Raw genomic sequence first — 13,264 nt, 5'->3', positions numbered from 1 at the left:
TCCATGGACAGCATTCTTGAGATGCGCGGCATCACCAAGACGTTTCCGGGCGTCAAGGCGCTCGACGACGTCAACCTCTCGGTCCGCGAGGGGGAGATCCACGCGCTGATCGGCGAGAACGGTGCCGGCAAATCGACGCTGATGAAGGTGCTGAGCGGCGTCTATCCGCACGGGACCTATGACGGCGAGATCCGCTTCCGCGGCCAGCCGGTCGCCTTCCGCGGCATCGCCGACAGCGAGAAGCTGGGCATCATCATCATCCACCAGGAACTGGCGCTGGTCCCGCTGCTGTCGATCACCGAGAACCTGTTCCTCGGCAACGAGCAGGCGAAACGCGGCGTCATCGACTGGATTGCGGCCACCGCGCGGGCGCGCGACCTCCTGCGCATGGTCGGGCTGACGGATTCGCCGGAGACCCTGGTCACCGACATCGGCGTCGGCAAGCAGCAGCTGGTGGAGATCGCCAAGGCCCTGTCCAAGCAGGTCAAGCTGCTGATCCTGGACGAGCCGACGGCCAGCCTGAACGAAAGCGACAGCGACGCGCTTCTGGCCCTGCTGCTGCGCTTCAAGGAACAGGGGATCTCCTCCATCCTGATCTCGCACAAGCTGAACGAGATCGCCAAGGTCGCCGACCGCGTCACCATCCTGCGTGACGGCTCCACGGTGGAGACGCTGGACTGCCACGACGCGCCGATCAGCCAGGACCGCATCATCAAGGGCATGGTCGGCCGCGACCTCGCCGACCGCTATCCCCGCCGCGCCGGCAACGCCGGCGACATCCTGCCCAGAGAAACCCTGCCCAGAGAAATCCTATTCGAGGTGAAGGGCTGGAGCGCCGACCATCCCGTCCATCCCGGCCGCCGGATGGTCAAGGACATCGACCTGCATGTCCGCCGGGGGGAGGTGGTGGGCATCGCCGGCCTGATGGGCGCCGGCCGCACCGAATTCGCCATGAGCCTGTTCGGCCGGTCCTATGGCCGCAACATCCGGGGGCGGGCCTTCCTCGGCGGGCGGGAGGTCGATCTGTCGACCATCCGCAAGGCGATGGACGCCGGCCTCGCCTATGCCACCGAGGACCGCAAGCATTACGGCCTCGTTCTGGACGACGACATCCGCCACAACGTGACGCTGGCCAATCTGGACGGAGTCGCCAAACGCGGCGTCATCCACCACGAGCGCGAGATCGGGGTCGCCAACGACTTCCGCCGCCGCCTGCGCATCCGCTGTTCGGACGTGTTCCAGCAGACGGTCAACCTGTCCGGCGGCAACCAGCAGAAGGTCGTGCTCAGCAAATGGCTGTTCGCCGACCCGCAGGTGCTGATCCTGGACGAGCCGACCCGCGGCATCGACGTCGGCGCCAAATATGAAATCTACACCATCGTCAACCAACTGGTGGCCGAAGGCCGGGGCGTCATCCTGATCTCGTCGGAACTGCCGGAGCTTCTGGGCGTGGCCGACCGCATCTACGTGATGAACGAAGGGGCGCTGGTCGCCGAGATGCCGGCGGCCGAGGCCAGCCAGGAAAAGATCATGCACGCCATCATGTCGTCGGCCTCCCAATCCTCGGCGGCCCGCGCCGCCGTCGCGGCGGCCGCTTTGCACGATGCCGCTTTGAACGACGGTGTCCGGGAGCCCCTGCAATGAGCGCCGAACTGAACCTTCCGGCCGCCCCGCCGCGCCAGGCCTCCTTGGCCAGGTTCCTGAAGAGCCACATGCGCGATTACGGCATGCTGATCTCGCTGCTGGCGATCGTGGCCTTCTTCGAATACATGACCAACGGCACGCTGCTGCAGCCGCTGAACCTGACCAACCTCGTCCTGCAGAACAGCTACATCGTCATCATGGCGCTGGGCATGCTGCTGGTGATCGTCGCCGGGCACATCGACCTGTCGGTGGGGTCCGTCGTCGGCTTCATCGGCGCGCTGGCCGCCATCCTGATGGTGCAGTTCCACCTGCATTTCATTCCGACCGCCATCCTCTGCCTGCTGGCCGGCGCCGCCATCGGCGCGGCGCAGGGCTATTGGGTCGCCTATTTCCGCATCCCGTCCTTCATCGTGACGCTGGCCGGCATGCTGGTCTTCCGCGGCCTCAGCCTCGTCCTGCTCGCCGGCCAGTCGGTCGGCCCCTTCCCGGTGGAGTTCCAGCGCCTCAGCTCCGGCTTCATCCCGGACGTCTTCGGCACGGCCGGCTTCCACACCACCACGCTCCTGCTGTGCCTGCTGACGCCGGCGATCATCATCGGCCTCAGCGTCGCCACCCGCATCCGCCGCCACCGTTTCGCCATCGAACAGGAGCCGCTGCCGCTGTTCCTGCTGAAGAGCGCCGGGCTGTTCGCCATCGTCGCCTATCTCGGCATGCTGCTGGCCTCCTACAAAGGGCTGCCGAACGTCCTGATCATCATGGCGCTGCTGATCGGCCTCTACGCCTTCGTCACCCGCGACACCACCATCGGCCGGCGCATCTACGCGCTGGGCGGCAACGAGAAGGCCGCCAAGCTGTCGGGCATCGATACCCGCCGCCTGTCCTTCTACACCTTCGTCAACATGGGCGTGCTGGCCGCGCTGGCCGGTCTGATCTTCGCCGCCCGCCTCAACACCGCCACGCCGAAGGCCGGCGTGTCGTTCGAGCTGGACGTGATCGCCGCCTGCTTCATCGGCGGCGCCTCGGCCTCGGGCGGCGTCGGCCGGGTGACCGGCGCGGTGATCGGCGCCTTCATCATGGGCGTGATGAACAACGGCATGTCGATCCTCGGCATCGGCATCGACTGGCAACAAGTTATCAAGGGCCTGGTGCTGCTCGCCGCCGTCTGCTTCGACGTCTACAACAAGGGCAAGGCTTGAGGCCTTCCTCCGACCGGACAATCGCCATGACGCTCCCCACCCTCGGCCTCGTCGGTCTGGGAAAGATCGCCCGCGACCAGCACATCCCGGCCATCGCCGCCACCGGCCTGTTCCAGCTCGCCGCCGTGGTCAGCCCGGACGGCGGCGCCGCGGACGGCGTGCCGGCCTTCCGCTCGCAGGCGGAGATGCTGGCGGCCCTGCCCGGCCTGGACGCCGTGGCGTTGTGCACCCCGCCCGCCGTCCGCCACGGCCTGACGGTGGAGGCCCTGCGCGCCGGCAAGCATGTGCTGATCGAGAAGCCGCCCGCCGCCACCCTGTCGGAGCTTCACGATCTGGTGGCGGAGGCGGAGGCCGCCCGCCGCACCCTGTTCACCGCCTGGCATTCGCAGTTCAACCCGGCGGTGGAGGAAACCCGCCGCCGGCTGGCCAACATCATTTCCAATGACGCCGCCATCCGCAGCGTCGCCATCACCTGGAAGGAGGATGTGCGGCGCTGGCATCCGGGGCAGGACTGGATCTTCGCGGCCGGCGGCTTCGGCGTCTTCGATCCCGGCATCAACGCCCTGTCGATCCTGACCGACATCCTGCCGGCCCCGGTCTTCGTCGGCGCGGCCGACCTGCACGTCCCGGCCAACCGCGACACCCCCATCGCCGCGACGCTAGAGATGCGTGCGGCCCCCGGTTCCCGCATCGGCCGCGTCACCGCCGACTTCGACTTCCTCCAGCAGGGCGAGCAGACCTGGGCCATCGTGATCGAAAGCGACGGCGGGCGCCTCGATCTCACCCATGGCGGAACCCGCCTGGCGGTGGACGGCGTGCCGGTACTGGCCGAACCGGACACCGAATACCAGCGCATCTATCGCCACTTCCACCGGTTGATGGGCGACGGGGCGAGCGACGTCGACGCCCGCCCGCTGTCCCTGGTCGCCGACGCCTGCATGGTCGGGCGCTGGCATCGCACCGACGCCTTCGACTGGTAACGCCGCCGCGGCGACGCACACCCCAACTTCCGGCGCCGCCGATCCGGTCCGCGCCCCAACCTGAAACCGGTGCCGATATGTCCGATACGAAACCCCCTTTTCCTCCCAACCCCTCCGACTCCGGGCGCCGGCTGCGGTCGCGCGCGTGGTTCGACAACCCCGCCAATCCCGACATGACGGCGCTGTATCTGGAGCGCTACCTGAATTTCGGCCTGACGCGGGAGGAGCTGCAGTCCGGCGCCCCGATCATCGGCATCGCCCAGACCGGATCCGACCTCAGCCCCTGCAACCGCCACCATCTGGTGCTGGCCGAACGCCTGCGCGAAGGCATCCGCACCGCCGGCGGCATCGCCATCGAGTTCCCCGTCCACCCGATCCAGGAAACCGGCAAGCGGCCGACCGCCTCCATCGACCGCAACCTCGCATATCTCGGCCTCGTCGAGGTGCTGCACGGCTACCCGCTGGACGGCGTGGTCCTGACCATCGGCTGCGACAAGACAACGCCGGCCTGCCTGATGGCGGCGGCCACCGTCAACATCCCGGCCATCGCCCTGTCGGTCGGCCCGATGCTGAACGGCTGGTTCCGCGGCGAACGCACCGGGTCGGGCACCATCGTGTGGAAGGCCCGCCAGATGATGGCGGCGGGCGAGATCGACTATCAGGGCTTCATCGAGCTGGTGGCCTCCTCGGCTCCCTCGACCGGCTACTGCAACACCATGGGCACCGCGTCGACCATGAATTCGCTGGCGGAGGTGCTGGGCATGCAGCTTCCCGGCTCCGCCGCGATTCCCGCCCCCTACCGCGAGCGCCAGCAGGCCGCCTACGAGACCGGCAAGCGCATCGTCGAGATGGTGCGCCAGGACGTCAAGCCGTCGGACATCCTGACCCGCGACGCCTTCCTCAACGCCATCGTCGTCAATTCCGCCATCGGCGGCTCGACCAACGCGCCGATCCACATCAACGCCATCGCCAAGCACATCGGCGTGCCGCTGACGGTGGACGACTGGCAGACCCACGGGCTGGGCGTGCCGCTGCTGGTCAACCTCCAGCCGGCCGGAGAGTATCTGGGCGAGGACTTCCACCGCGCCGGCGGCGTGCCGGCGGTGGTGTCGCAGCTGATGCGCCAGGGCCTGATCCGCGAGGACGCGCCCAACGTCAACGGCCGGACCATCGGCGAAAACTGCCGCAACGCCGAGATCCTCGACACCCGCGTCATCCACCCGATCGACGACCCGCTGAAGATCAACGCCGGCTTCGTCGTGCTGCGCGGCAGCCTGTTCGACGCCGCCATCATGAAGACCAGCGTCATCTCCGACGAGTTCCGCGAGCGCTACCTGTCCAACCCCGAGGATCCCGAGGCGTTCGAGGGCAAGGTCGTCGTCTTCGACGGCCCGGAGGACTACCATCACCGGATCGACGATCCGTCGCTGGGCATCGACGCCTACACCATCCTGGTCATCCGCGGCGCCGGCCCCATCGGCTATCCGGGCGCGGCGGAGGTGGTGAACATGCGGCCCCCCGCCGAGCTGATCAAGCAGGGCGTCCATTCCCTGCCCTGCATCGGCGACGGGCGGCAGTCCGGCACGTCGGGTTCGCCCTCCATCCTCAACGCCTCGCCGGAGGCGGCGGCCGGCGGCAACCTCGCCCTGCTGCGCAGCGGCGACCGCGTGCGCATCGACCTGCGCCGCGGCAGCGCCGACATCCTGATCTCCGAAGGCGAATTGGCCGACCGCAAGGCCACGCTGGAGGCGGCCGGCGGCTACCCCGCCCCGCCGTCGCAGACCCCGTGGCAGGAGATCCAGCGCGGCATCGTCGACCAGCTGGACGAGGGCATGGTCCTGAAGCCGGCGGTCAAGTACCAGCGCGTGGCGCAGACAATGGGGATCCCGCGCGACAACCACTGACCGCTGTAATGCCGGAGTGCCCGCGGCAGCGTCGCGGGCTTCCGGCCCTGACGCCGGTCAGCGGCCGGGAGTGACCAGCAGCCCCCCGGCCAGGACGCGGAACGCCTCGACCGCCTTCGCCAGAACCTCCTGCGGCCGGTCGCTGGCCGCGACCCAAAGCGCGGCGTTCAGCGCCGCTCCGTTCAAAAGCCGGGCAGCCGCTTCGGCATCCACCGGCTTGACGATGCCTTGCCCGATCAGCCTCTTCACCGTCTCCAGGGTCGCCTGAAGGCAGTTGTTCTGACTGGGCCATTGCGACGGATCGCCGAGAAAGGCGGGTCCGTCGAGCAGCACGATGCGCTGGACCTCGGGTTCCAGCGCCATCTCGATATAGGCGACCCCCTCCGCCAGCAGGCCTTCCCAGTCATTGGCGGCCCGGCTGGCCGCCGCGCGCGCGCGCGCCGCCATCTCTCCGTCGATCTGGTCGACCACCGCCTGCAGCAGCCCGCGCTTGTCGCCGAAATTGTGATAGAGCGCCCCGCGCGTCAGCCCGGCCTCCGCCGTCAGCTCATCCATCGAGGCGGCGGCATAGCCCTTCTCCGCGAAGGCCTTGCGCGCGGAGCCGATCAGCTTGGCGCGGGTTTCCTCCATCATCTCGGCGCGTTTCTTTCCGGCCACGGCGATTCCTCCTGACATACGCATTGTATGTGAGTTGACATACGAGACGTATGTGTGCTGTCATTCGCATACGGGTCGTATATCAAATCGCGCCGCAACAGTGAAGCCGGATGCGGGGCGACCCGGCCAACGACCGATCACTTTTCAGCCAGGAGAAGAAGCCATGGCTCAACGTCAGGCCATCGTTCCGGAAAGCCGGCACGCGCTTTATGAGAAGCACCGCTACTCCGCGGCGATCCGCTCAGGCGACCTTCTGTTCGTCTCCGGGCAGGTCGGCAGCCGCGCGGACGGTTCGCCGGAACCCGACTTCGAGAAGCAGGTGCAGCAGGCATTCGACAACCTCAAATCCGTCCTCAAGGCCGCCGGCTGCACCTTCGACGACGTCGTGGACGTCACCACCTTCCACACCGACCCGGCCAACCAGTTCGAAACCATCATGGCCGTGCGTGACAGGATCATCGGCGCGCCGCCCTATCCCAACTGGACGGCGGTGGGTGTCAACTGGCTGGCCGGCTTCGATTTCGAGATCAAGGTCGTCGCCCGTATTCCCGAAGCCGCCTGAGCGGACGGCGGTCCCTTTTCGCAGACGAACCGCCTCCAGGCGTCACGTCCCGGAAGCGGTTCGTCCGTTTAGCGCATCCCTGCGATGCTTCTCAATTCGGGTGACTTTTCACGACCGGCCTTGACGCGCACAGCGGTTTACCCACATAAACACTTACGAATTCTCCAGGCGCGGACGACAGACTGTCCGAGCCATCCTCCCATCCCCCCGATCCCAGTCGTCCGATGGCCGCCGCATGGCGCCTCCGGCCGGGTCCCCTCCACACCGAGATCCGCATCGACGAGCGATGCACGCCCGTCCGGCAGCGTCGAATGCCGGCCTAAGTGAGACGTACGACAGAGGCATGACGTTTGATTCAAGGCGGCGCCGGACGGCGCCGAGCAACCGCGCACGCAACCAGCGTCCGCGTGACGACTTCGACGGCTCCCGCCCGGCGGCCAACACGGTCCATGGCGGCGGCTCCACCGGCCCGGTTCCGGGCAAGGACGAGATCCTGTTCCTTCCGCTGGGCGGCTGTTCCCGCATCGGCATGAACATGGCGCTCTACGGTCATGCCGGCAAATGGCTGATCGTGGACGCCGGCGTCGCCTTCATGGGCGACGAGGCGCCGGGCATCGACAGCCTGATGGCCGATCCGACCTTCATCGAGGAGCGGATGCAGGACGTCGTCGGGCTGGTGGTGACCCACGCGCACGAAGACCATATCGGCGCGATCCACCATCTGTGGCCGCGCCTGCGCTGCCCGATCTATGCCAGCCCCTTCGCCTCGCACATCATCCGCGACCGGCTGAAGGAAAAGGGCGCGCACCGCGCCGCCAAGGTGCAGACCTTCGACATCGGCGACACGCTGACCATCGGTCCCTTCCGGATCGAGACCATCGCCGTCACCCATTCGATCCCCGAACCGATGTCGCTGGCGATCCGCACGGCGGCCGGCACGGTGCTGCACACCGGCGACTGGAAGTTCGATCCCGATCCGCTGATCGGCCGGACCACCGACGTCGCCGCGCTGGAGCGCCTGGGCGACGAGGGGCTGCTCGCCATGATGTGCGACAGCACCAACGCCGACGTTCCCGGCTCCACCGGATCGGAAGCCGACGCCCGCGCCGGCCTGATCGCGGCCTTCGCCAACCGTTCGGGCGCCATCGCGGTGACCGGCTTCGCCTCCAACGTCGCCCGCATGACCGCGGTGGCGGAAGCGGCGGCGGCGGTCGGGCGCAAGGTGGTGCTGGTCGGCCGGTCCATGCTGCGCATGGAAAAGGCGGCGCAGGCCTGCGGCTATCTCGATCATGTGCCGGACTTCATGGATGTCCGCGAAGCCTCCTGGACCCCGCGCGAGAACCTCGTGTTCCTCTGCACCGGCAGCCAGGGCGAGGAACGGGCGGCGCTCAGCCGGCTGGCCCGCAACGAGCACCGCGACCTCTGGCTGGAAGAGGGCGACACCGTCATCTTCTCCGCCCGCGCCATCCCCGGCAACGAGGAGGTTCTGGCCGAGATCCACGAGCATCTGCGCGGCATGGGTGTCGAGATCGTCACCCCGGCCGATGCGCCGGTCCATGTCTCCGGCCACCCGAAGCGCGACGACCTCGCGCGCATGTACGGGCTGGTCCGTCCCCGCTTCGCCGTGCCGGTCCATGGCACCATCGAGCATATGGAAGCCCACGCCCGCCTCGCCCGCGCCTGCGGCGTCGAGCGCGCCCTGGTGCCGGAGGATGGCGACATCCTGCGCATCGCGAGGGAAGGCACCCGCGTGATCGGCCGCATCGAGCCCAAGCGCCTCGCCAACACCGGCCGGGAGTTGATCCCCTGGATCCCGCCGGTGGCGGTGACGGTGGACGCGGAGGAAGAGCGCGTCGCGGCCTGAACACGGCCTGAACGCCCATCCGGATCGAAAGAACGCCCTGCGCCCCCGGTGCGGGGCGTTTTTCATTTCCATGCGAATGGAAGCCGGCGGGCATGGCTCAGTCATTGCATACACCCGCGCATCTGATGCCCCACGGAGTGTAAGTTCGATGTTGTTGTTCTCCTGCTGCCGCAGCGCCGCCCTGTCGGCCCTGCTCCTGTTCGGGCTGAACGGGTCCCTCCAGGCCGCGGAGCCGGTCAAGGTCAAGGTGTTCGTCGGGTCGATGTTCGAGATCGGCAAGAACACCGGCGACCGGGCGGGCGAGTTCCAGCACTGGTACGAGCGCTATTGGCGGACCGCCGAACCGATCACGGTGAAGGGCGCCCTGAACCCGGTCTACTGCAACGCCGACGGCGTGTGCGGGTCGGTCCTGGGCATGGGCAAGGTCAGTTCCTCCGCCTCGATGCAGGCGATCCTGCTGAACCCGCAGCTCGACCTGTCGCAAGCCTATTTCCTGGTCACCGGCGTGGCCGGCACCCCGCCGTCGCGCGGCACCATCGGCAAGGTGAGCTGGGCGACCTGGGTGGTCGATTACGACCTGGGCCATCGCTGGGCGCCGGAGGAAGGCAAGCCGGGCGAGCCGACCTTCATGCCGCGCAAGGGCTATGAAGCGGTGCGCCTGTTCCCGATGAACCCGGCGCTGGTCTCCTGGGCGATGCGGCTGACCGCCGACACGCCGTTGAAGGACAGCGAGTCCGCCCGTGCCTATCGCAAGCGCTATCCGCAGGAAGCCGCGCAACGTGCTCCTTTCGTGGGCACCGGCACGCACATGACCGGCGACACCTTCTTCCACGGCCCCGGCATGTCGGAACAGGCGCAGTACATCGCCAAGCTCTATGGCGCCGACGACTATGTCATCACCGAGATGGAAGCGGCGGCGATCACGCTGGTGATCAAGCGGCTGCAGGGCTCCGACCGGGTGATGAGCCTGCGCGGCGCCGTCAATTTCGACCAAGGCAACCCGAACGAGACCACCCTGCAGCATCTCGACCCGAAGCCCGGCGAAACGGCCGGCGGCTTCGCCGAGACGGTGGAGAATGTGGAACTGGTCGGCTCCCGCCTGGTCGACCACATCGTCGGCCACTGGGACCAGTGGAAGGACGGCGTTCCGGCGCTGCCGGCCCAATAAAGGCGCAGGCGTAGAGACCGCGTCCATTCCGGCGTTCCATTCCGCCGGGCAAGAAAATCCACCGGGCAAGAAAAAAGCGCCGGGCCCGCGAGGGACCCGGCGCTTTTCCGTTTCAACGGCGGGAGCTGGCCCGTTCAGTCACCCGCAGCATGCTGCGGTACGGCATCCTGGCCGGGGCGCCGGCGGACGAACAGGCGGTATACCCCGACGAAGAAAACCGGCACGAACAGGATCGCCAGCACGGTGGCGGAGATCATGCCGCCCATCACGCCGACGCCGATGGCGTTCTGGCTCTCCGACCCGGCGCCGGTTGCGATCGCCAGCGGCAGCACGCCGAGGACGAAGGCCAGCGAGGTCATGATGATCGGCCGCAGACGCTGGCGGCAGGCCTCGATCGTCGCCTCCTTCAGATCCATGCCCTGGTCGTAGAGCGACTTGGCGAACTCCACGATCAGGATGGCGTTCTTCGCCGACAGTCCGATGGTGGTCAGCAGGCCGACCTGGAAATAGACGTCGCTCGGCAGGCCGCGCAGCGTCGCCGCGATGACCGCGCCGATGACGCCCAGCGGCACCACCAGGATCACCGAGGCCGGCACCGACCAGCTCTCGTAAAGCGCCGCCAGACAGAGGAAGACGATGAGCATCGACAGAGCATAGAGCACCGGGGCCTGCGAGCCGCTGAGCCGCTCCTCGAAGGACAGGCCGGTCCACTCGTAGCCGATGCCCGGCGGCAGCTTCTGCATCATCGCTTCCATCTCGGCCATCGCCTCGCCCGAACTGATGCCCGGTGCGGCCGATCCCTGGATGTTCAGCGAGGAGGAGCCGTTATAGCGCTCCAGCTTGGGCGAGCCGTAGACCCACTGCGCCGTCGTGAAGGCGGAGAAGGGGACCATCTGGTTGCTGGAGTTGCGCACGTACCAGCGGTCGATGTCGCTCGGCTGCATGCGGTAGGGCGCGTCGGCCTGCAGATAGACCTTCTTCACGCGGCCCTGGTCGATGAAGTCGTTGACGTAGGACGAGCCCCAGGCCACCGACAGCGTCGTGTTGATGTCGCTGAGCGAAAGCCCGAGCGCGCTCGCCTTCTCGCGGTCGATGTCCAGCTTGAACTGCGGCGTGTCCTCCAGGCCGTTGGGGCGGACGCCGACCAGCTTCGGATTCTGCGCCGCCATGCCCAGCAGCTGGTTGCGCGCCTGCATCAGCCGGTCATGGCCCAGCCCGCCGCGATCGACCAGCTGCAGGTCGAAGCCGGTGGCGTTGCCGAGGCCGGGGACCGACGGCGGCAGGAAGGCGAAGACCACCGCATCCTTCAGCTGCGACAGCGCCCCCATCGCCCGCCCGGCGATGGCCTGCGGCTTCAGCGCCGGGGATTCGCGCTCGCTCCAGTCCTTCAGCCGGACGAAGGCCATGCCGGCATTCTGGCCGCGGCCGGAGAAGTTGAAGCCGACAATGGTGAACAGGCCCTCGACGCTGTCCTTCTCCTTTTCCAGGAAATAGCTGGTGACGGCCTTGGCGGTCTCGGCCGTGCGCTCGGCGCTGGCGTTCGGCGGGGCCGACCACAGCACGAACAGCTGGCCGCGGTCCTCCGTCGGCAGGAAGGAGGACGGCATCTGCAGGAACAGGTAGCCCAGCCCGCCGAGGATCAGCAGATAGGCGACGAAATAGCGGCCCAGCCGGTTCACCGCCCCCCGCACGCCGCGGACGTAGACCCGGCTGCTGGCGTCGAAGCCGCGGTTGAACAGGCCGAAGAAGCCCTTGCGGGCATGCCCATGGCCGGCCGGAACCTGCTTCAGCATGGTGGCGCAGAGCGCCGGGGTCAGAACCAGCGCGACCACCACCGACAGCGCCATCGCCGATACGATGGTCAGCGCGAACTGGCGGTAGATGGCGCCGGCCGACCCGCCGAAGAAGGCCATCGGCACGAACACGGCCGACAGCACCAGCGCGATGCCGATCAGCGCGCCGGTGATCTGGTCCATCGACTTGCGCGTCGCCTCGCGCGGGGGCAGCCCCTCCTCGCTCATCACGCGCTCGACGTTCTCGACCACGACGATGGCGTCGTCGACCAGCAGGCCGATCGCCAGCACCATGCCGAACATCGTCAGCACGTTGACCGAGAAGCCGAAGGCGGACATCACGCCGAAGGTGCCGAGCAGCACCACCGGAACGGCGATGGTCGGGATCAGCGTCGCGCGGAAATTCTGCAGGAACAGGTACATCACGACGAAGACGAGGACGATGGCCTCGAACAGCGTCTTGATGACTCCATCGATCGACAGCTTGACGAAGGGCGTCGTGTCGTAGGGGTAGATGACCTCGATGCCCGCCGGGAAGAAGGGCTGCAGTTCCGCCACGCGCGCCTTGACCGCGGCGGCGGTGTCCAGCGCGTTGGCGCCGGTCGCCAGCTTGATGCCGACGCCCGCCGCCGGATTGCCGTTGTAGGCGGCGCTGATCTCGTAGGTCTCGGAGCCGATCTCGATCCGCGCCACGTCGCGCAGCCGCACCTGGGAGCCGTCGGGGTTCACGCGCAGCAGGATGGCGCCGAACTGTTCGGGCGTCTGCAGGCGCGACTGGGCGGTGATGGTGGCGTTGATCTGCTGGCCCGGAACCGCCGGGGCGCCGCCGAGCTGGCCGGCGGAGACCTGTGCGTTCTGGGTCTTGATGGCGTTGGAGACGTCGGTGGTGGTCAGCGCGAAGTTGTTCAGCGCATCGGGGTCGAGCCAGATGCGCATGGCGTTCTGCGGGCCGAAGACGGTGACGTCGCCCACGCCTTCGACACGGCTCAGCGTATCCTGGAGGTTGGAGGTGACGTAGTCGGAGATCTCGCCCTGACTCAGGCGGCCGTCGCTCGACACGAAGCCCACCACCATCAGGAAGTCGTTGCCCGCCTTCGACACCTGCAGGCCGCGCTGCTGGACCTCCTGCGGCAGCAGGGGAACCGCCAGCTGCAGCTTGTTCTGCACCTGGACCTGGGCGATGTCGGGGTTAGCCTCCGGCTCGAAGGTCAGCGTGATGGTCACGTTGCCGGAGGAGTCACTGTTGGAGGACATGTAGCGGAAATGGTCGAGCCCGGTCATCTTCTGTTCGATGACCTGCGTGACCGTGTCCTCCAGCGTCTTGGCCGAGGCGCCGGGATAGCTGGCGGAGATCGATACCGTCGGCGGCGCGATCTTCGGATATTGCTCGACGGGCAGGCGCAGGATCGCCAGGGCGCCGGCCATCATGATGACGATGGCGATGACCCAGGCGAAGACCGGCCGGTCGATGAAGAATTTTGACATGGGAGCGGTAT

At 67.7% G+C, this 13,264-nt stretch carries 9 protein-coding genes; 7 read left to right on the top strand and 2 right to left on the bottom strand.

Annotated features, from left to right (window positions below):
• Positions 1 to 3: 3 nt before the first annotated feature.
• From mmsA to DM194_RS26400, 4 genes are all read left to right on the top strand, one after another.
• Complete coding sequence (gene mmsA, locus DM194_RS26415) at positions 4 to 1,644, top strand: multiple monosaccharide ABC transporter ATP-binding protein (protein ID WP_111070606.1); 1,641 nt, start codon at positions 4 to 6, stop codon at positions 1,642 to 1,644.
• On the top strand, positions 1,641 to 2,840 hold the full coding sequence (mmsB, locus tag DM194_RS26410; RefSeq protein ID WP_111070605.1) for a multiple monosaccharide ABC transporter permease: 1,200 nt from the start codon (positions 1,641 to 1,643) through the stop codon (positions 2,838 to 2,840). The genes mmsA and mmsB overlap by 4 nt, the downstream gene beginning before the upstream one ends.
• 26 nt (positions 2,841 to 2,866) lie before the next feature.
• Positions 2,867 to 3,820 carry a Gfo/Idh/MocA family protein gene (locus DM194_RS26405; RefSeq protein ID WP_111070604.1) on the top strand — a complete coding sequence of 318 codons (954 nt, stop codon included), beginning with the start codon at positions 2,867 to 2,869 and terminating at the stop codon, positions 3,818 to 3,820.
• Between the two features lie 77 nt (positions 3,821 to 3,897).
• Positions 3,898 to 5,724 carry an IlvD/Edd family dehydratase gene (locus DM194_RS26400; protein WP_111070603.1) on the top strand — a complete coding sequence of 609 codons (1,827 nt, stop codon included), beginning with the start codon at positions 3,898 to 3,900 and terminating at the stop codon, positions 5,722 to 5,724.
• 57 nt (positions 5,725 to 5,781) lie between these two features.
• Here the strand turns inward: DM194_RS26400 and DM194_RS26395 are convergent, their stop codons facing one another.
• Entirely contained in the window at positions 5,782 to 6,399 is a 618-nt protein-coding gene (locus tag DM194_RS26395; protein ID WP_425457338.1) for a TetR/AcrR family transcriptional regulator, read from the bottom strand.
• Positions 6,400 to 6,544: 145 nt separating this feature from the next.
• On the opposite strand from DM194_RS26395, the gene DM194_RS26390 reads away from it, so the two are divergent.
• The 3 genes from DM194_RS26390 (at position 6,545) to DM194_RS26380 (ending at position 9,975) form a co-directional block, all read left to right on the top strand.
• Complete coding sequence (locus DM194_RS26390) at positions 6,545 to 6,943, top strand: RidA family protein (RefSeq protein ID WP_111070601.1); 399 nt, start codon at positions 6,545 to 6,547, stop codon at positions 6,941 to 6,943.
• A 343-nt stretch (positions 6,944 to 7,286) separates the two neighbouring features.
• Positions 7,287 to 8,807 (top strand): ribonuclease J, encoded by a 1,521-nt coding sequence (locus tag DM194_RS26385; protein WP_111070600.1) that lies wholly within the window; start codon positions 7,287 to 7,289, stop codon positions 8,805 to 8,807.
• Between the two features lie 148 nt (positions 8,808 to 8,955).
• Positions 8,956 to 9,975 carry a purine-nucleoside phosphorylase gene (locus tag DM194_RS26380; RefSeq protein ID WP_111070599.1) on the top strand — a complete coding sequence of 340 codons (1,020 nt, stop codon included), beginning with the start codon at positions 8,956 to 8,958 and terminating at the stop codon, positions 9,973 to 9,975.
• 134 nt (positions 9,976 to 10,109) lie between these two features.
• On the opposite strand, the gene DM194_RS26375 is transcribed toward DM194_RS26380, so the two are convergent.
• Entirely contained in the window at positions 10,110 to 13,253 is a 3,144-nt protein-coding gene (locus DM194_RS26375) for an efflux RND transporter permease subunit (protein ID WP_111070598.1), read from the bottom strand.
• Positions 13,254 to 13,264 lie beyond the last annotated feature (11 nt).

This window comes from Azospirillum ramasamyi, assembly GCF_003233655.1.
In the GTDB taxonomy this organism is placed as follows: Bacteria; Pseudomonadota; Alphaproteobacteria; order Azospirillales; family Azospirillaceae; genus Azospirillum; species Azospirillum ramasamyi.
Note: the sequence above shows the minus strand (reverse complement) of the source record. Positions and strands in the feature narration are given on the sequence as shown.

Coding starts and splice junctions, on each gene's coding strand:
- mmsA (WP_111070606.1), top strand. CDS start 4: ATGGACAGCATTCTTGAGATGCGCGGCATCACCAAGACGTTTCCGGGC.
- mmsB (WP_111070605.1), top strand. CDS start 1,641: ATGAGCGCCGAACTGAACCTTCCGGCCGCCCCGCCGCGCCAGGCCTCC.
- DM194_RS26405 (WP_111070604.1), top strand. CDS start 2,867: ATGACGCTCCCCACCCTCGGCCTCGTCGGTCTGGGAAAGATCGCCCGC.
- DM194_RS26400 (WP_111070603.1), top strand. CDS start 3,898: ATGTCCGATACGAAACCCCCTTTTCCTCCCAACCCCTCCGACTCCGGG.
- DM194_RS26395 (WP_425457338.1), bottom strand. CDS start 6,399: ATGTCAGGAGGAATCGCCGTGGCCGGAAAGAAACGCGCCGAGATGATG.
- DM194_RS26390 (WP_111070601.1), top strand. CDS start 6,545: ATGGCTCAACGTCAGGCCATCGTTCCGGAAAGCCGGCACGCGCTTTAT.
- DM194_RS26385 (WP_111070600.1), top strand. CDS start 7,287: ATGACGTTTGATTCAAGGCGGCGCCGGACGGCGCCGAGCAACCGCGCA.
- DM194_RS26380 (WP_111070599.1), top strand. CDS start 8,956: ATGTTGTTGTTCTCCTGCTGCCGCAGCGCCGCCCTGTCGGCCCTGCTC.
- DM194_RS26375 (WP_111070598.1), bottom strand. CDS start 13,253: ATGTCAAAATTCTTCATCGACCGGCCGGTCTTCGCCTGGGTCATCGCC.